This window comes from Shewanella sp. Isolate13, assembly GCF_022398325.1.
Classification (GTDB): domain Bacteria; phylum Pseudomonadota; class Gammaproteobacteria; order Enterobacterales; family Shewanellaceae; genus Shewanella.
In genome coordinates this window covers 48763-68191 of the sequence record NZ_JAKEVD010000027.1, presented here as the reverse complement: position 1 = coordinate 68191, position 19429 = coordinate 48763, and the positions used below count along the sequence as shown (strand labels likewise).

Below are 19429 nucleotides of genomic sequence, written 5' to 3'. Positions count from 1 at the left end.
AGGCATTACTCACCCGTCCGCCGCTCGTCACCTCAGGAGCAAGCTCCCTTGTGTTACCGCTCGACTTGCATGTGTTAGGCCTGCCGCCAGCGTTCAATCTGAGCCATGATCAAACTCTTCAATTAAAGTTTTTTTGTTCGACTACGTCGAACGGCTCAATGAATTCTGTATTTTTTGCTTTCACTTTTTAAAAAAGTGAAGACAAAAGTCATATTGCTATGAACACTCATTCATTAAGTAAATTTTTGATTGCTTCACTCTTTACTAGAAAGAAGTAAGCAATTTCGAATAACTTAATCTCTGTGAGTGCCCACACAGATTTGCTTGTCATATTGTTAAAGAGCGTGAAGTCGTCTTTCAGACTTCGCCTTAGACGCTTAGGTCGTTTGGCTGAGGAGGCGTATTCTACACTCTCCAGTGTCGGCGTCAAGCGCTTATTTTAAGAAGTTTTTCAAGCGATGATTCTTTATACAAGTCACATCTAATAAAGCTCTTAAAGCGGTTGTCACCTGAGGTTAATTTCCGTAGAAGTTAATCTCTCTAACTCTGCTGCAAGTCCCGTGTTATCTAGCGTTTACGCTGGGTAGTTGGCCTGCTGTGCCGTGTCAGTGGATGCGCATTATAGGGAGATTTGAGGCGAGCGCAAGGGGCTTTCTCAATTAAATGAGAATATTCGAATCAAATGAACAGCCTTTGCACGATATGCGGTTTTAAACAGCACACCTGCCGCTTTAACAGCCAAACTTGAAAAAGATACAGGTCATCAGTTAGCTAATCTTAAGAGGAAGTCCGCTCCAAAGTGAAGCAGCTTTTAGAGGTTGAGCTAAAATAGCTTAAAACAAAAATGCCCCTACTATGAGGGGCATTTGTATTAGATTAACCAATTACACATATATAAGTACGAGTATAGGTAAGACTCAGTCCATACTCTCACTGAGTCTCACTTAGTCTTGGCTAGCCCTGACTCGCAAGATAAGCGGGCACATCAGCAATCGAATCTAATACGACTGTTGCCGCAGCAATCGCGTCATCGGTAACTGACTTACCCGTTCTGACAAGAATGCGTGTCGGTACGCCCGCCGCCTGAGCAGCCAACATGTCGTCACGCTTATCGCCCACCATGACCGACTGAGATAGATCGATTTTTAAGAACTTAGCTGCCGAGTTAAGCATGCCAGGTTTTGGTTTACGGCAATCACAATCGACTTTGTATTCGCCAATGCCTTTTTCTGCATGATGTGGGCAGTAATAGATACCATCAAGTTCAACCCCTTTATCGACAAAGTTCCAATCCATCCACTCTGTTAATGAATGAAATTGATCTTCGCTATACATTCCTCGAGCAATGCCAGACTGGTTAGTCACAACGGCAAGCATATAACCCATATCTTTAAGGGCCGCACATGCATCAAACACACCGTCTATATATTCAAAATCGTCAACCTGGTGTACATAACCATGGTCAAGATTGATAACGCCATCTCTGTCTAAAAATACCGCTCGATTCACAATACATTCTCTCTTATATGCAATGGCTATTATTATTTCATTCATTACAACAAATTGCACCGTGAACTTGCTATAAAGCATCGAATATCGTGTAATGGATAAAATATACATTAATCATTCGGTCAATATTAACCGTTGAAAATAGCCGCAGTGGGAATAATAAGATGTCTGCTCTCTACCAACAAAGACGCGATGAACTGCTTACGCAGTTACCAAATAACAGTTTAGTCGTCATTTCAGGCTACCAACAGAAAGTGCGTAGCAAAAATATCAAATACCATTTTAGACAAGATAATGACTTTCTCTATTTAACGGGTTTCGATGAGCCCGATGCTATCGCATTACTGATTAAGAGGGATGTAAACCAATACATCTTATTTTGTCGACCAAAAGACCCCGCTCAAGAAGTCAGCTTTGGCGCACGTGCAGGCATCGAAGGTGCCGTTGAGAAACACGGTGCAGATAAAGCCTATACCGTTGCCGAGTTCGAAGATACGCTGTTACCTCTGCTGCAAGGGATTGACACTCTCTATATCAGTGATGAGTTGGGCCGCTTCTCATCGAAGCTTATTGGCTGGGTAAATTATCAAAGGCATCACTGCTCGTTTGACACACCTAAGCAATTCACTTCAATTAAGCCGTTAGCCGAAGTACTGCATGGTATGCGTGTCGTAAAATCCGTGGAAGAGATCGAAAAAGTACGCGCAGCGGTGGCAGCGTCTACCGCTGGGCATAAAGCGGTGATGCAAGCGTGTAAACCCAACGTCAATGAGCGAGAACTCTCTTCGCTATTTGACTTCACTATCTCAAAGTTTGGCTGCAATGACGTCGCCTACCCCAGCATCGTTGCTGGCGGTAACAACGCCTGCTGCTTACATTATGAAGACAATTGCTGCGAATTACCCAATGGACAGATGCTGCTAATCGATGCGGGTGGAGAATTTGAACATTACGCTGCCGATATTACCCGCAGTTACCCAGTTAATGGTCGTTTCTCGTCGGAGCAAAAAGCCATCTACCAATTAGTGCTCAATGCCCTCGACCAGGCCATTGCAAAAGTACGGCCTGGTGCACCATGGAACACGCTTTATGAAACCTGCATGCAAGTGATGGCCGAGGGGCTTAAGGAGCTTGGGCTGTTAAGCGGCAGCATTGATGAGATCATGGCTACAGAAAGCTATAAACGCTTTACCGTTCATAAAACTGGCCACTGGCTAGGCATGGATGTTCATGATGTTGGCCCATACCATGACCAAGACGGTAACTGGCGCACACTAGAAGCTGGCATGGTGTTCACCATCGAACCGGGGATCTATTTTCCAAAAGATGCACTCGACGTTCCTGAAGCTTATCGTGGCATGGGGATCCGTATCGAAGATGATATCTTAGTCACTGAATCGGGCTTTGAGAACCTCTCAGTCGATGTGCCTAGAACAATACAAGAGATTGAAGACTGGATGGCAGATTAACACTCCCGCCATACAAAACTAGAGATAAGTGTATATTGACCTTATCTCTACTAATACGCTGTTAGAACAGTTATTCCCATAGCGAGTATTTCTGCGAGCTCAATGTACTACACTAAAAGAAGTAGTTGTGACCAGCGAATACCGTTCCCATGCAAACTCACAAATCAGCTTCCGAAGCACAAGCTCCTATTTCAACCATAGATAGCCCCTTGGCACGTAAAATTGGCCTACCTCTACTTACGCTCTATGGATTGGGCACCATGCTCGGTGCTGGGATCTACGTGTTAGTGGGTAAAGTGGCTGCCTTTGCTGGAATGCTCGCCCCGCTCTCCTTTATTGTTGCTGCCATTATCGCCTATGTCACTGCGCTGAGTTACTGTGAGCTGGTATCTCGCTTTCCCCAAAGTGCTGGCGAAGCCTGTTATGTCGAGCAGGGGTTCCACCGTCGTTATTACGGCATCATTGTTGGTTACCTAGTGGTGTTTACTGGCATAGTGTCATCTGCAACACTTATAAATGGTTTTGTCGGCTATTTAGCTCACTTCATCGAGATCCCTCGCCACATCAGCATATCTGTAATGCTGCTGTTACTTGGGCTTATCGCGATATGGGGGATTGCCGAATCACTCTGGCTCGCGGCCGTGTTAACCGTCATAGAAGTATTCGGGCTATTACTGGTCATTACCATTGCAGGCAGCGCGCTACCCTCTTCCTTAGATCTGCAACAAGCTTTTATACCTGAGAGTACACTCTTACTCGGAGGCGTATTCAGCGGCGCATTTCTCGCTTTCTATGCTTTTATCGGTTTCGAAGATATGGTCAACATTGTTGAAGAGGTTAAGTCTCCAAGCAAAACCATGCCAAGGGGAATCATATTGGCATTTATCAGCGCTAGCTTACTCTATGTGATGGTGGCATTAGTCGCAGTTTTCTCTCTTCCCTTAAATCAGTTAGCCGCCTCAGATGCACCACTTAAAGATATTCTTATCCCACACCACCCCATGGCGGGAACCTTAATCAGTGTCATCAGCCTATTTGCCATTCTGAACGGCATATTAGTACAAATTATCATGGCTGCACGAGTGCTATATGGCATGGCTCACCAAGAACGCGCGCCAGCTTTTTTAGCTAAGGTGAACAGCAAGACCAAGACACCGATCATCGCCACCATCATCATTACCGCAATTGTTTGCTTTTTCGCACTCTGGCTGCCTCTTGTTACCCTGGCTAAAACCACCAGCTTTATTATTCTGATTATTTTCGCTTTAGTTAATCTGTCACTTTGGCGTGTCCAGCGCCAAACGGCCGAAGAGGCGCTAAATAGTAAGGCAAAAGGCAAGATAGGAGATAAGGCCAAAAAACGAAAAGGCTGGCCGATCACTGGCGCTTTGCTGTGTCTTTTCTTGCTTGGGGTACAAATTTTTAGCTACCTTTTCACTTAAAATGAAGCTGATACAGACGAAGTTGGTGAGGCATGACTACTGTCTCGTATTTCCAACACAACATCTAGGCAAGGGCTTTGCCCTATCACCTTTCCCCTTTGAACTCTTCATTAACAGATAGTGTCTAAAAGTTCGACTTGGCCCAATCGCTGAGCTTATCTAATGATTTGGGAAACCCTAGAGCATAGACAAACCGATTTTCACTATCTTCAAACACATTGGTATTCACCGCCAGTAAAACAAAACCTTCATCCAACAAAGCGCTGGCATCCTGACTGCACTCTGTTTCGACTATCTTTGTAATTTTGAGCAGCACTTCTTGGGCACTATCCATTGTAAGTTTATCCATACTAATCCCTATACTCTTAAGCCTATAACCTGAGTCAATAATTATTGTAGAGTAAACCAACTGAAGTGACGTTAATCTATCAATAGCCTATCCCGCCGCCCCTATTTCATACTGGCTAACAATCTAGCCATTACCTCGGCCTAGGTGCAGCATAAGTCTCCCTAAAAAAATGGGCTCTCATTTGCTGGTTATCACCTCGCAAACTACAATCAAAGGGAATCGGGTTTAATCAGCCCAATAAGCTAGAACTGCGAGCCTTACCCACCAGCCAGATGGAGTCGATAATGGATACTGACTACTTAATTGTCGGTAGTGGTATATCCGCATTAGTGTTCGCCGCTCTGAGTGCAAAATCGGGTCGTAAAGTGCTGCTCCTTGAGGCACATCAATATCCTGGTGGTTTTGGGCACACCTTTCCCATGGGCAAGCACTACAAATTTAATGCCCAGCTTCACTATGTATGGAATTGTGGTGAAGGAGAAACCGTCAATCAAGTTCTCAAGAAGCTACAACTCGATAAAAAGGTCACCTTCGAGTCATTCGATCCGAATGGTTTCGATCATATGCGCATGCCTGGCTATCAACTCGATATTCCCTATGACACTGAATTACTGCTCACCCGACTTAAGACTTTATTTCCCAATCATGCAAAGCAATGCAGTGCCTTTCTTGATGAGGTAAAACGAACAGCCGACGGGCTAACGGTGCTATCCGGTGACGAACGCTTTAAAAATATCTTCAAAAATCTTGAACAAGCCGCTACCGCATATAGAAACATCAGATTTACGCTGCAGCAGGTATTTGACAAACACCAACTGCCATTGGAGGCGCAAACTCTACTCGCACTTCAGTGGCCCGATTTTCTACTTCCACCAAATCAGTTGTCATTTTGCGCCTGGGTATTGCTTTTTACCGGGTATCAGAGAGGAGCCTATTATCCTACTCATCATTTTGAGCATGTTATCAACTCATTAGTCGACACCATTAAAGATAATGGCGGTAAGATCCTCTACCAAACCCAAGTAGACAAATTCATTTTAGAAGATAATCGCGTTGTGGCTGTGGAAGCCACAGATCTAACGACTAACGAAGCCATGCGTTACTCGGCAAAGTGCACCATCTGTAATATGGATCCCAAAAAAGCCGCCCATCTCATCGGCATAGAGAAGTTCTCTTTAAAGCTAAGAAGCCAACTTAACTATGACTATTCTGCATCTAACTTTATGGCCTACTGCTCAGTTAAAGACATTAATTTAGCGGACTACGGCTTTGGTAAGTGGAACATTTTTCACACCTCTCACCTTGACCTTAATCAAGCCTTTGATGCCATGTATCATAATCATGATTACTCAGCTCCTAGTTTCGCAATGTCCACTCCTGACTTTTTAACGCAAGACACATCGGATAGGCCAGAGGGCTATCAGATTATCGAGTTTGTCACCGTTGCCGATTATCAATACTTTAAAGATTTAAAGGCACGCGATCCTAGAGCCTATAGACAGAAAAAACGAGAGATATTCAATTCGATAGTCAGTACGGTTGAGGAGCATTACGTGCCAAACTTCAGGGACTACCTATCCTATAAGAGCACGGGTAGCCCAACCACAAATGAAGATTTCTGCTGGTGTCCAGAAGGCAACTCATACGGCTCAGCAATGACACCAAGCAATTTCAACCTATGGCGATTAAATCATAATAGCTCGCTAAAAGGGTTTTACTTCTGTAACGCGTCATCTGGATATGCAGGTTTTGCAGGCACATTTTGGACAGGAGCTAAGCTGTATCAGCACCTCAGCGGTGAGCGCATCCTTTAAATTAATTGGCATTGCCAAAAATCATGGGGAGGACGGATGAAGTTTGCGATCATCGGAGGTGGCGCTAGCGGCATGATAACCGCCTACTACCTGAGTAAACAGGGCCACACTGTGAACGTATTTGAGAAACAAGCCATGCTAGGCGGTCACATACGCACGGTAAACAAAAATATAAAAATACCCAACGTCCCGCAAAATATCACTCTAGAAGGCGGTGTAGTTGAGTTTTCCAGTAACTTTAAGCATTTCATATCCCTGATGGATGAACTCAACGTCAACCTCGAACCTCTGGACGTTGGTTCAGCGCTCTTTAAGCGCAATAAAAAACGCTTTCTTTCCCCCTCGGTGATAACGGGCAATATAAAAGGCTTGGCGCTCATCATTGAGTTTTTCAAACTCGCTTATGTTTATCTCTCTGCAAATTGGTTATTGCTGCAGCTCTATCTCAAGCCCTCATCATCTCTTAAAGACAAGCCTTTTGCGGACTACGTCAGTAAACATCAGGTGAAGAACACGTGGTTAAAGCTATTTACTATGTATTGCTTCTCTATTCCCTACAAAACCATCACCAAGGTGCCAGCAGAGTTAGCCTTTAATATTTTCCGGCGCTATTTTTGGGCTGATTGGAAACGAATTGATGGCGGGGTCTATAGCTATATCGAAAAAATAGAGCGTTGCTTAAAGGGCAAGGTCATTCTTAATGCGAACATAAAAACAGTGTTCCGATCCGATAGCGGCGTCACACTGCAATTTGCCGATGATAGCAGTGAGCATTTCGACAAACTCGTTTTAGCCGTTCCACCAGATCAGGTATTGCGTTTAATATCGGCGCCAACAGTTTCAGAAGTAAAGTGCTTCTCCCCCTGGAAGGCTAATTTTGCTAAAACAGTACTGCATCGAGATCCGCTGGTTTACCCCCGCTTCGGTATAAGCCAACCATCGGAGTTTGATTTCTTCCAGACCCAAGTAGGATGGGGCTACAACGCGAGCTTAACCCGGATCTGTAATCTACCGCCAAAGCCACAATACAGCTTGGCCTACAATATCGATAGCTTGATCGCAGAACAAAATATCCTGCAAACATTTGAGCACCACACGCCGCTCTATAGCGTCGATGCATTTCAATATCGCCGCAACATTATCGACACCAATGGCGATAACCACACCTACCACGTCGGTGCCTATCTCTATGACGGTCTACACGAGGGCGCAGTGTTGTCGGCCAAGAAAGTGGCTGAGTTAGTTAGAGAGTTAAAGTGCTAAGTCCACTCGCTGGCACGACTCAATTATCACTGAAAGCTCCCAGCAAATAAAAACCACCGACCTAAGTCGATGGTTTAGCTTTACTCATAATTGAGCGGTTCTGCAGCTTTGCACTGATATTTTAGCAGCGAAGCTAAATCTAACTAAATCTAACTAAATCTAACTAAATCTAACTAAATCTAACTAAATCTATCAATTCGATAGGGGCTTAAATCAATATCAGCCTGTTTACCTAACACCTCTTGCGTGAGTAACTTCGCGGTAATCGCTGACCAAGTGAGCCCTAGATGCTGATGACCAAATGAGAAAAACACATTCGATTGCTTCTGGCTGCGCCCCAATACAGGCAGGCTATCAGGCATTGAGGGTCTAAAGCCCATCCAACGCTCACCGTCCTCAACGGATGCATCAGCAAATAGCTCAGGTAGAAGTGCATTTGCATGAGGAAACAAACAATTCGCTCTTGCCTCGACTAAAGGTGCTTTTAAACCGCCAAACTCAACCGTGCCCGCTAATCGGGTTCCATCGCGCATGGGAGTGATGATGAACTTACGATTATAGGAAGCTACCGGGCGAGACAAGCGGCTGCGCTGCGGCATCATCAGGTGATAGCCCCGCTCTGTTTCCAAAGGTACCGAATAGCCCAGCTGCTTAGCAAAAGGTTTAGACCAGGCTCCAGAGGCAATGATCAAACGTTCAGTAGTATGGCTACCGGCATTTGTTTCTAACCTGATATTCGAATCTGTATTAGAGCTATTTATCTTCACTAACTCTTCGGTGACAACCTTGCCTCCCATCTGTTTAAATTTGGCTTCTAATGCCAAACATAAACGATAAGGATCTTCAGTATGACCCACATGGGTAAAGTACAAAGCATTAGTGATATTTGTACTCAACGAAGGCTCTAGCGCTCTGACTTCATCAGCACTCAATAACTGAACTTCGACTCCCGCGTCAGCATAAGCTCGAAACTCTTTGTGTACTTCCTGCTGCGATGTACCTTCAAACACCAGCAAGCTGCCGTTCAAAGTCAGCAGCTCTTTACAATTACAAAACTCAGCCAAAGACTTCATCGCTGCAATTGAATCTTTATTAAGTGCTTTAATCGCTTGGCTATTACGACTTCTACGTGAAGGCAGCATATTATGTAGGAAACGCAAAAACCAAGGTAGAGCCTTTAAAAAGTATTTAGGTTGAATACGAAACGGCCCTATGGGATCCAGTAGCATGCCTGGCAACTTTGGTAACATGGCCGGATCCGCTAAAGGAAAGACTTGTTCTGTCGCAAAATGACCAGCATTGCCCTTCGAGGCTCCCGTGCCCGCCCCCTCTTTGTCTACAACAGTGACATTAAATCCAGCGCGCTGCAGTTCTATCGCCGCCGCTAATCCAACAATCCCTGCACCAACAATGGTCAATGTGTCAGCATGCGTATTATTGCTCATAACCTCTCTCCATTCATTTTGCTTACGCAATTAACGCAACATAAACCCGCTTTGAAACACATCATCGGGATCGATAAAGAACTGATGCTTGCCTGTTATATAAGAGCGACCCGAAACCTCGGGGATCACCGCCTGTTTCCCATAAAACTCCGACACGGCCGAGGCACTGACAATCATTCTGCCATCGACAATACTTTCTATCATCAGTGGCGTATTTAACTCAACCTCGCCCTTGGCATGTAAAAGAGCCACTCTGCCAGCGACACCTGTTCCCGTTGGTGAACGATCCACCTCGCCATCGGCAAAAATACACACATGACGCGAATGAGCCTCAGGATTCGTCACCTCTTTTGAGGTGAAGATGGTGCCATATAGAAAGCTCAAGTCCTCCTCAAGGGGATGCACTAATGGGTGAGTTGCCATTACCGCCAGTTTAATTCTGCGGCCGATATCAATCAGTTGCGCGACATTATCTTGCCCACAACTAATGCCATGAGCATCGGCATCCACATAGGCGTAATAGGCGCCGCCAAAACCGATGTCATAGTCAACCTTCCCAAAGCCCTCGACATTCACAGTGCAATCGAGAGCATCGGCCCAAGAGTCGACATTCTTAAAGCTAGCATGAATTTTCCCCTGAGGATCGCGATAAGCCTTGGCGGTAATCAAACCTGCTGGCGCATCAATTTTAATAATGCGTGGCTCTTGGCCTAAATCGATAGTCCCCGTCTGACACATCACCTTAACTAAAGCCAAGATCCCATGACCACACATGCTGCTATAGCCTTCGTTGTGTAGGAATAGCACCCCAAAATCCGCATCAAGAGTCACTGGCTCGGTGATCAGTGCGCCATACATATCCGCATGACCTCGCGGCTCATGCATCAACAATTTACGGTAAGTATCCAAATTTTGCTGTACGTATTGACGCATCTCTAAGATGGTTGAGCCTTTAATCTCTGGGTATCCCGAAATAATAATCCTTAACGGCTCTCCTTCTGTGTGAGCATCTATGGTGACAAAATCTTTGAAATTGCTCGATAATTCAGGGGTTATTGTGATCGACTGCATATTTTTATTGCTCCAGCGCTAATACTTGGATATTGTATACAATAATTCTTGTGGTTTTAGTAGCATTAATTCAGATACATTCTCTAAACAAAAGGGTTTCAATTTGAATACATGCGTATACAATATACCAATCTACATGTAACTCCAAACGCTACACAGCAGTAATAGAGGCTTAATATGAAAGTGAATTGGCAAGGTGTTTTTCCAGCAATCTCGTGCTCGTCCTATTGAAGAGGCGCGTGAAATCTACCGCTGGTTCATGCCACGACTACGCCTAGATGCTATCCCGATGCTAGTTCAATGTATCAAGTTTGCAGAGCGAATTGCTGACCGTGGTAGCGAAAACGTACGTTTACCACGTCTAACAGTTATCGGTGAAGAGCGTGCCTACGTTGAGCAAGTAATTGCTCATGCACTAGAAACTCGCATCGATTTGGACAAATACAACATCGGTTAATTAAAGTTTGATGTTCATAAACCAGTCGTTTAATGCAATTAAAACGCCTGGCTTTGATCACTATCTCGATAACAATAACGAAAGTAATAACGATAACAATGGAGTGTTTTACATGCTAAAGGGCACGTTTTTTTGCGTTGATGCTCATACCTGTGGCAACCCAGTTAGATTAGTCACTAGCGGTCACCCTCATCTGCTTGGCGATACCATGAGTGATAAACGCCAACATTTCCTTCGTGAATATGACTGGATCCGTAAAGCCTTAATGTTTGAACCCCGAGGCCACGATATGATGTCAGGAGCCTTTCTATATCCCCCTTGCTCTGACAACGCCGATGCATCGATTCTCTTTATTGAAACCAGTGGCTGTTTACCTATGTGCGGCCACGGCACCATAGGCACAATCACCGCAGCCATTGAGTCTGGCCTGCTGACCGCCAAGACGCCGGGCCAATTAATCATCGATGTCCCTGCAGGACAAATTAGCATCGACTATCAACAAACTGAGCAGAAAGTCGATTGGGTTAAAATTTATAACGTTGCCGCATACCTCGCCCATAGAGACAAAATCCTTGATATTCCAGGGCTAGGTCAACTTAAGGTTGATGTCTCTTATGGTGGTAACTACTACGTGATTGTTGACCCGCAAGAAAATTTTCCAGGCCTTCGCCACTGGAGCGCGGGAGACATCTTAAAGTGGAGCCCAATCGTTAGAGAGATCGCCCAAGAGCAACTCACTTGTATTCATCCTGATGACCCAACCGTCAACGGCGTCAGCCACGTGCTTTGGACCGGAGACACCATCAGTGACGGCTCCGACGGTGCCAACGCAGTTTTCTATGGCGATAAAGCCATTGACCGCTCTCCTTGTGGCACAGGTACCAGCGCACGTCTTGCGCAGCTATTTACCAAAGGCTTACTCAGTGTTGGCGATGAATACACCCACGAAAGCATTATCGGCAGCCAGTTTGTCGGCCGCATCGAAGCCGAAACCACAGTCGGTGAGCACAGAGCCATAATGCCGAGCATTAAAGGCTGGGCAAGGATCATCGGCAAAAACGCTATTACCGTCGATGATAGCGACCCGTATGCCTTCGGCTTCCAAGTAGTGTAACCCTATATATTTTTAATTGAGCCTTACAACTCAGGAGCAAACATGACAGATTTAACCCAAGTTGCGATTACAGGTCAGCACTTTATAAACGGTAGATGGACTAACGAGTCAACCGACTTTAACAGTACCAACCCAGTGACAAACGAAGCACTCTCGTTTCGCTTCGCTAATGCCGATAAAGACATAGTTGCCAGTGCAACAGCTGCTGCTAAGCAGGCTTTTGTTCAATACCGCAGCCTTGCACCGACACGTCGCGCCGAGTTTTTAGAAGCGATTGCCGATGAGATCCAAGCGGATATTGCAGCGATTACCGAAACAGCCCATTTAGAAACAGGTTTACCGATGGCGCGCCTACAAGGTGAGACCGGGCGGACATGTGGTCAGCTGCGTTTATTTGCTGGCAACTTACGAAACCCTATCGACAGCCGCTACGTGGATCTCGCTAATCCTGAAAGACAACCACTGCCAAAGCCTGATACCAGACTGACAACCCTTCCACTCGGCCCTGTAGCCGTATTCGGCGCGTCTAATTTTCCATTAGCATTCTCTACGGCTGGCGGCGACACAGCATCGGCACTCGCCGCTGGCTGCACCATTGTCGTAAAGGGCCACCCGGCACACGCTGCAACCAGTGAGCTGGTGAGCCGCGCAATCGAGCGCGCAGTTGTTAAGTGTGATATGCCAAACGGTGTATTTAACTTGGTACAAGGTTTTGCCCCTGAGGTATCGACCGCGCTCGTCACCGATCCAGCGATTAAAGCCGTAGGCTTTACCGGCTCACTCAAGGTGGGTCGCATCTTAGCGGATCTCTGTGCAGCACGCGCAGAACCTATCCCATTTTATGGTGAGCTTGGCTCAATCAACCCACAGTTTATCTTGGCTAACATCTTGGAGCAGCAAGCTGAAAGCCTAGCAACGACTCAAGTACAGTCAATGCTAATGGGCCACGGTCAGTTCTGCACAAGCCCTGGCGTAATCGTGGCAGTAAAAGGCGACGCCTTAAACCGTTACAAGGCAACACTGGCTCAAGATATTGCATCTCAAAGCGCAGCCAGCATGCTTAGTGCAGGCATCGCCAGCACCTACCAAGCACAGATTGAAGCACTACTGGCAGACCCTAAAGTGGAGCTTATCGCCCAAGGTGAGTCGTCCCCTGCCAACCACTTTACCCGCCCAACGGCGTTAAAAGTAACGGCTGCAGATTTTATTGCTTCGAATGCAATCCAGCAGGAGGTATTTGGTCCATGTGCGGTATTGGTCGAGTGTGATGATAGCGCGCAGATGCAATCCATTGCCGAGCAGCTTGAAGGACAATTAACGGCCACAGTACATGGCCTAGAGGCGGAACTGGTTGAAAGCACAACTCTCATCGAAGCCATTGCCTTCAATGTTGGCCGCTTGATTTTTAATCAGATGCCAACTGGCGTTGAGGTTTGTCATTCGATGAATCATGGTGGTCCGTACCCAGCTAGCACCGACAGCCGTACCACTTCTGTAGGCTCGGCAGCGATGGCACGTTTTGAGCGTCCAATCTGCTATCAAAACATGCCGAAAGCGCTGCTTCCTGTTCGTGTTCAAGAAGGAAATACTGGCGTTAAAACTTTCTAAAAACGTCAAAATATGAAGGGGAAACCATCGGTTCCCCTTTCATTATATTGGCATTAGCGGTACCCTAGGACGGATCAACTTGTATAAATAACAAAAATATCGGGAACTATGAGCAGAACAACACCTATCGTCCATAAAACTCGCACACAAATTGTGGTCGAGGTGCTTAGGGAAAAAATCCTCTCCGGAGAAATCGCGGCAGGTAAACCCTTACGTCAAAGCGCCTTAGCCGATGAATTGAATGTTAGCAGAATTCCAGTAAGAGAAGCCTTACTGCAATTAGAGGCCGAAGGCTTAGTTAAGTTTGAAGCTCATAAAGGCGCGACAGCGACACTGTTATCTGCTGAACATGTCACCGAACTTTTTGAATTACGAGCACTGATAGAAGGCGACTTACTTGCGAAGTCGATACCAAACTTAAGTGAAGAAGATCTAAATCAAGCTGAGCATATCCTTGAAGAGATGGACACAGCCTTCCAAGACGAAGATCAAGTCGAAAATTGGAGCGGATTAAACGCGCAATTCCATACTTGTCTTTATAGTGCGGCAAACCGCCCTCATACACTTGAAGTTGTTCAAGGTCTCAACACTAGCTGCGACCGATATATTCGCTTACAGCTATTTTTAGCAAGCGGTGTACCTAAGGCTCAACAAGATCATCGTGAACTACTTGAATACTGTAAGAAGAAAGATATTGAGAAGGCCGTTGAATTATTACGTGCACATATCTTACATGCAGCCGAAGCGATTCGCGTATTAGTTAGTCAACAAGACGACTAGCTCACTGTTTGATTAGCATAATCCTTGCTAAGCTTCACTTATACAGATCCCATAAGGCAGAGCTAAGGTTCTGCCTTTTTAAGCTATAGAGAATACCTAGATGCAGTACGCCACTATTACTGGTTGGGGAAAGTGTGTTCCGCCTGCCACCCTAACAAACCATGATCTTGCAACATTTATCGACACCTCTGATGAGTGGATTAAACCACGAACGGGTATTAGCCAAAGACATATCAGCCACGTTGATACGTCTGCGCTAGCCTCTGTTGCCGCCAAGCGTGCGCTGGCCGCCGCAGGGATCGATGGTAGCGAGCTAGATATGATTATTCTCGCCACAGCAACACCCGACACCCTAATTCCAAATATCGCTTCAACTGTACAAGCTGAAGTGGGCGCAACGTGCGCGGCGTTCGATATCAATGCTGCATGTAGCGGTTTTTTATACGGTCTAGGCCTAGGTAGCTCACAGATCAGAAGTGGTCAGTGTAAAAAGGTGCTAGTGATTGGTGCCGAACGCCTGTCATTTTTCCTAGACTGGTCTCGCCGTGACACTGCCGTACTATTTGGTGACGGTGCTGGTGCCGTTGTACTTGAAGCCACTGACGAAGCTATTGGTGTATTAGGCTACGAGCTTAATAACGATCCCGATGGCCGCGATATTCTAAAGGCTGGCTTTGGTACTGCGATGGACAGATTTGAAGCATCATCTTTAGATTTCTACATCGAGTTTAATGGTCAAGAGATCTTCAAGCGCGCGATTGCTGGCATGGGTAAACTCAGCACAAAAGTGGTTGAGAAGTGCGGCATCGATAAAGATGAGATCGATTGGGTTATTCCTCATCAGGCGAATGAGCGTATCATCGATACGCTTATTAACCGCATGAAGATCCCGAAAGAAAAAGCGGTCGTTAACATTGCTAACTACGGTAACACCTCTGCAGCAACGATCCCAATTGCAATTTGTGATGCCCTAGAGCAAGGTAAGATCCAGCCTAACCAAACCATTTTGTCTTGTGCGTTTGGCGCAGGCCTGACTTCTGCTGCGGCATTGATCAAATGGGGTGACAGAGTCACACCGATCAACACTAGCGATGCAGAGCTACCACCTTGCGATAAGACAGGTATTGAGCTAGTCGCTAAAGCGGTTAAGCATTTCTGCGGCTAAGCTAATCCTTACTCATTGGCAATAGTCATTGGCCGTAGATAGAAAAAACACCGAACCCAGTTCGGTGTTTTTTTATGAGCCTTTAATGCAAGCTAGGACGGTAAATCCAATTCGTCCCAGTAAACCGCCTCTGAAAAGTGGGTACCAATTCGATCGTTAAGCTTACTAAAGCTAGACAAGGCCATCTCCTCACCGCTTAAGCAATGCCAGACAAAGCGATGACAGTTGTTATCGAACAAGTCATACTCCCGATAATTAAATATAGACTGCTTAGCTCTATCAAGCACTTGCTCGCCAACTAAGGCTTGGTGCCGATGATTACAGGCCTGATAGATCCGACTTCCCGTACGTCCTGCCAAAAAACGCTCGACAGATACAGCTCGCACTAAACCGCTGCCATGCAACTCCACCAGTGTATTATCGCCTAACCAGATCCCTGTGTGCTCAATCACACCAAATACGAAACAACAGACAATGCCACCAGGTTCAGGCAAGACCATCTTATTCCCCGTTTTCCACAGGCTTGGGGCAAGCTCTGCCGATTGTCCTTGGCGATGATCGGTATTTGCCCTTCCTTGCCGACGCTTTAACGCAATAGACTTTTGCTTCTCTCGCTCTTCGGCAACAATTGCGGCTCCTACGGCCGCCGCACCTAACCAAATTAACGGAAATGCCATCTGCTCTTCCTATTCCCACTGAACCCAAATTAGATTTAAAGACTCAAATTAAGCTAACTATAGGATAATATAGGGAATGCCTTTCAGCCCATGAAGCATAAAAGTGTAACGAACCCTTTCGCCAGATGAGCAGTTCTAGCAGGTCCCCCATTTTACGCGAGTAAAATTAGCTTATAAAAACCTCGTAACCCTAACTAGAATACGCGCTAACACATTGAATAAACCCTTTTAATACACTACCTTAAATATTAGTGGTTCTATAAGGGAGCAATAAATGAAAGGAATTATTTTTGCAGAGTTTCTAGAGTTAGTAGAGAATACTTTCGGGCTTGATGTCTGCCAGAAAATGTTAGACGAGAATAAAAACGACGGTGTCTACACCAGTGTTGGAACCTATGATCATAAAGATTTAGTCAAGCTCATTATCAGTTTAAGTAAACTAACAGGAATATCGGTTAAGGAGCTACAACGGATCTATGGGCAATCCGTCTTTAATACCTTATATAACAGCTTACCAGGCCTCGATGGTAAGGCTGACTCCACCTTTAGTTTTATTGAAAGTGTCGAAGAGTACATCCATGTTGAAGTGAAAAAGCTCTACCCTAATGCCAACCCACCCAGCTTTGACTTTATCTCTACCAGCAAGACACAACTTATTATGGACTACCAGTCTGCTCGCTGCATGTCACATGTGTGCCTCGGGCTCATTCAAGGCTGCGCTGAGCACTTCGGTGAAAATATCAACATTGAAATGGAGCCTATTACCGCCGATGAGTCTCAAGTTCGGTTTACCATCACTTGCCTAGAATAGTTTGAGTGTGAATTATGCCAAATGATGAGTTCAATAGATTAACTGAAAAAGTTAACTTACTTTCTCGGAAAATTGAGCGAGAAAAGGCCGCTAAAAAAGCGGCCGAAAAGCTGCTCGAAGAAAAAAGTCGTGAACTTTATACGGCTAAACAGCTTGTTGAAGACTCTTTAATGAATATAAAAGAGAAGTCAGAACAGGATATCGCCCTGTTGCACTTTAAGAGCTATCTAGAGTCTATCCTGCTTGATTTCAACCAGCTGTTTTTACAAAAGCCGATTTCAGATCTATTACTACAACGACTGCTCGACGACCTCATTGGCATCGATGAAATTAAAGCCTGTAAAATCAGCTTCAATGCACTCACATCCGAAAAAAAAGCCAAGACGTTTTACGCGGGTAACAGACTGTTATTCCGGTCTAAAGTCAAAGCAAACTCTGCACTCTACTGGAGTGAAGACCACCAACAGCTCAACATTATTATCAATGCCGAAGCTAACATTTTAGGGGGATTAACCTTAGTCATAGACGCCCCTCGCTCATGGCAACATACGATTGAAAAACAGCTACTACTGTTCTGTGAAATGATAAGCGCCGCGCATAAACGCCAACAGTTACTCGCGAAAACCATAGAGGAGAAGCAGCGCGCCGAGAGCTCTGAACGTTCCACCAGAGATTTCGTTGCCATGATTAACCATGAACTTAGAACACCGTTAAATGGACTTTTAGGTTCAGCAGAGCTAATGAGCGATACCCAGTTAACACCGCATCAGCGGCAACTGCTAAACACCATGCACCAATCCGGTGAACTGTTACGCGTGATCATCAATGACCTGCTGGATTTGAGTAAAATGAGTGCTGGAATGCTGCAAATAGTGGAAATAGACTTCTCTCCTAGGCAAGTTTGTACCATGATTTACGATATATTTAAGCAACGAACCGCAGAGTTTGGGCTTACCTTTGCGTTTAACTATCACACGGAGCTACCAGATAAGTTGCTCGGCGATCCCGATAGAATTAAGCAGTTATTTGTCAACCTTATCGGCAACTCCATTAAGTTTACTCAGTCAGGGAAAATCACCGTTGATATAGCGTGGCAAGATGGCCAATTCTGCTTTTCGGTAACAGATACCGGATGTGGGATCCCTGCCGAAAAAATTGATACCTTGTTTGACCCTTTTACTCAGGTCAATAACTCGAGCAATCGCGCCCACGAGGGAACGGGTCTTGGGCTAGCGATCTGTAAACACTTAGTCGATGAGATGCACGGTGAGCTTACGCTAACCTCTGAACTTAACAAGGGGACACAATTTACCATTCGACTGCCGTTAAAGCTCGCTCCCACCAGCCAAAAGCCAAACCATACTACCGAAGTCGATATTGCAATCGATGCAATGACAGTGCTCGTTGTGGAAGACAGCCCTGTAAACCAAGTCTTAATAGAGATGATCTTAGCAAAATTTGATATCAAGCCAGCCATTGTGAATAACGGTCTTGAAGCGATAGAGTATCTTGACTCTCATGAGGTTGATGTGGTCTTTATGGACTGTCGCATGCCTGTAGTCGATGGATTTGAAGCCACTAAACGATTGCGAAACCGCGGCTACAACAAACCCATTATCGCCTTAACGGCGAGCACGACCTCCACCGAAACTGAGCAGTGTTATCTATGCGGTATGAATGGCATTATTAATAAGCCATACCAGAAACAAGAGATTAAAAATGTCCTGATAGAATGGTGGACAAAGATCAAATAGCATCACGAGCGCACATAGAGTTAACCCAACAAGTCGAACAAGCTCAACTCATCATTGCCCGCTATCCCAGCCATCTGCGCCAATAGCAGCTCACCGCAGGCAAGCGCATCAACGGCTGCATTATGGGCTGCGTATACAGGTAAGCCATAACGGCGGCGACAGGCGTCGAGCCTTAAGGTGCCCTCTTTAATCACATCGTGCTGCCTCAGCAAGCGCTTTTTCTCTACCGCCATGGTATCGATTGCCACAAACTGTATTGTCTGGCCGTAACAACGTTGAATTTCAGCCTTTAAAAAACAAAGATCTAACGGCGCATGATGAGCCACCAGCACATGCCCCTTAGTCTGCTCTAAAAACCACGCCATGGCCTGCTTGGCGCTCACCGCTTTGGCCAGTTGATTATCAAGGATCCCATGGATAACGGCGCTGTCGCCAACGCTACCATCGATACTCACTAGCTGGTGCTGAGATTTCGCAACTTGCAGTAAACCGTCATGAATTGGAATGAGACCGATACTCAAGATCTGATCGAACTGACAATCTAAGCCTGTCATCTCAAGATCCACAGCCATCAAGGGCAACTGCGACAACGGCTTAGCGAGTTGCGCGACCAATGCTCGATTATAATCACTAATAACCGCATCTTTGCAAAGCAAGGCATTAAGCTGCAATCGTGTCTTTAAATACAAATTTCTCAAATG

At 45.6% G+C, this 19429-nt stretch carries 17 protein-coding genes and 1 rRNA gene; 11 read left to right on the top strand and 7 right to left on the bottom strand.

From position 1 onward, the window contains the following. Both L1D44_RS16010 and gmhB read right to left on the bottom strand, forming a co-directional pair. Positions 1 to 125: ribosomal RNA gene (locus tag L1D44_RS16010) — 16S ribosomal RNA — on the bottom strand; the annotation flags it as partial. Between the two features lie 829 nt (positions 126 to 954). Then, positions 955 to 1554, bottom strand: a complete 600-nt coding sequence (gmhB, locus tag L1D44_RS16005) for a D-glycero-beta-D-manno-heptose 1,7-bisphosphate 7-phosphatase (protein ID WP_239892227.1) — start codon at positions 1552 to 1554, stop codon at positions 955 to 957. 119 nt (positions 1555 to 1673) lie between these two features. On the opposite strand from gmhB, the gene L1D44_RS16000 reads away from it, so the two are divergent. Further along, positions 1674 to 2978: an aminopeptidase P N-terminal domain-containing protein gene (locus tag L1D44_RS16000; protein ID WP_239892225.1), complete on the top strand. Its 1305-nt coding sequence runs from the start codon at positions 1674 to 1676 to the stop codon at positions 2976 to 2978. A 149-nt stretch (positions 2979 to 3127) separates the two neighbouring features. Continuing rightward, positions 3128 to 4420: an APC family permease gene (locus tag L1D44_RS15995; RefSeq protein ID WP_239892223.1), complete on the top strand. Its 1293-nt coding sequence runs from the start codon at positions 3128 to 3130 to the stop codon at positions 4418 to 4420. 124 nt (positions 4421 to 4544) lie between these two features. On the opposite strand, the gene L1D44_RS15990 is transcribed toward L1D44_RS15995, so the two are convergent. Continuing rightward, entirely contained in the window at positions 4545 to 4769 is a 225-nt protein-coding gene (locus tag L1D44_RS15990) for a hypothetical protein (RefSeq protein WP_239892221.1), read from the bottom strand. Between the two features lie 284 nt (positions 4770 to 5053). On the opposite strand from L1D44_RS15990, the gene L1D44_RS15985 reads away from it, so the two are divergent. Beyond that, positions 5054 to 6583, top strand: a complete 1530-nt coding sequence (locus L1D44_RS15985; RefSeq protein ID WP_239892219.1) for an NAD(P)/FAD-dependent oxidoreductase — start codon at positions 5054 to 5056, stop codon at positions 6581 to 6583. A gap of 36 nt (positions 6584 to 6619) precedes the next feature. Further along, on the top strand, positions 6620 to 7846 hold the full coding sequence (locus L1D44_RS15980; RefSeq protein WP_239892217.1) for an FAD-dependent oxidoreductase: 1227 nt from the start codon (positions 6620 to 6622) through the stop codon (positions 7844 to 7846). A 179-nt stretch (positions 7847 to 8025) separates the two neighbouring features. Here L1D44_RS15980 and L1D44_RS15975 read toward each other — a convergent pair whose 3' ends face one another. Together L1D44_RS15975 and L1D44_RS15970 are read right to left on the bottom strand one after the other, a co-directional pair. Then, entirely contained in the window at positions 8026 to 9291 is a 1266-nt protein-coding gene (locus tag L1D44_RS15975; RefSeq protein WP_239892215.1) for an FAD-dependent oxidoreductase, read from the bottom strand. Between the two features lie 30 nt (positions 9292 to 9321). Continuing rightward, positions 9322 to 10362, bottom strand: coding sequence for a proline racemase family protein (locus L1D44_RS15970; protein WP_239892212.1), 1041 nt, complete (start codon positions 10360 to 10362; stop codon positions 9322 to 9324). A gap of 196 nt (positions 10363 to 10558) precedes the next feature. Here L1D44_RS15970 and L1D44_RS15965 point away from each other — a divergent pair, with 196 nt between their 5' ends. The 5 genes from L1D44_RS15965 (at position 10559) to L1D44_RS15945 (ending at position 15486) form a co-directional block, all read left to right on the top strand. Further along, positions 10559 to 10819, top strand: coding sequence for a hypothetical protein (locus tag L1D44_RS15965; protein WP_239892210.1), 261 nt, complete (start codon positions 10559 to 10561; stop codon positions 10817 to 10819). Between the two features lie 112 nt (positions 10820 to 10931). After that, a complete protein-coding gene (locus tag L1D44_RS15960) occupies positions 10932 to 11933 on the top strand; it encodes a 4-hydroxyproline epimerase (protein ID WP_239892209.1) in 1002 nt (333 codons plus the stop codon). A 42-nt stretch (positions 11934 to 11975) separates the two neighbouring features. Further along, entirely contained in the window at positions 11976 to 13541 is a 1566-nt protein-coding gene (locus L1D44_RS15955) for an aldehyde dehydrogenase (NADP(+)) (protein ID WP_239892207.1), read from the top strand. Between the two features lie 108 nt (positions 13542 to 13649). Continuing rightward, positions 13650 to 14321 carry a GntR family transcriptional regulator gene (locus tag L1D44_RS15950; RefSeq protein ID WP_239892205.1) on the top strand — a complete coding sequence of 224 codons (672 nt, stop codon included), beginning with the start codon at positions 13650 to 13652 and terminating at the stop codon, positions 14319 to 14321. A 100-nt stretch (positions 14322 to 14421) separates the two neighbouring features. Continuing rightward, positions 14422 to 15486, top strand: a complete 1065-nt coding sequence (locus L1D44_RS15945) for a ketoacyl-ACP synthase III (protein ID WP_220770859.1) — start codon at positions 14422 to 14424, stop codon at positions 15484 to 15486. A gap of 92 nt (positions 15487 to 15578) precedes the next feature. On the opposite strand, the gene L1D44_RS15940 is transcribed toward L1D44_RS15945, so the two are convergent. Further along, positions 15579 to 16163, bottom strand: coding sequence for a lecithin retinol acyltransferase family protein (locus L1D44_RS15940; RefSeq protein WP_239892203.1), 585 nt, complete (start codon positions 16161 to 16163; stop codon positions 15579 to 15581). Positions 16164 to 16437: 274 nt separating this feature from the next. Here L1D44_RS15940 and L1D44_RS15935 point away from each other — a divergent pair, with 274 nt between their 5' ends. Both L1D44_RS15935 and L1D44_RS15930 read left to right on the top strand, forming a co-directional pair. Continuing rightward, entirely contained in the window at positions 16438 to 16974 is a 537-nt protein-coding gene (locus tag L1D44_RS15935) for a heme NO-binding domain-containing protein (protein WP_239892201.1), read from the top strand. A 14-nt stretch (positions 16975 to 16988) separates the two neighbouring features. Beyond that, positions 16989 to 18728 (top strand): ATP-binding protein, encoded by a 1740-nt coding sequence (locus L1D44_RS15930; protein ID WP_239892199.1) that lies wholly within the window; start codon positions 16989 to 16991, stop codon positions 18726 to 18728. Positions 18729 to 18748: 20 nt separating this feature from the next. Here L1D44_RS15930 and L1D44_RS15925 read toward each other — a convergent pair whose 3' ends face one another. Then, positions 18749 to 19426 carry an exonuclease domain-containing protein gene (locus L1D44_RS15925; protein WP_239892197.1) on the bottom strand — a complete coding sequence of 226 codons (678 nt, stop codon included), beginning with the start codon at positions 19424 to 19426 and terminating at the stop codon, positions 18749 to 18751. Between the last annotated feature and the right edge of the window lie 3 nt (positions 19427 to 19429).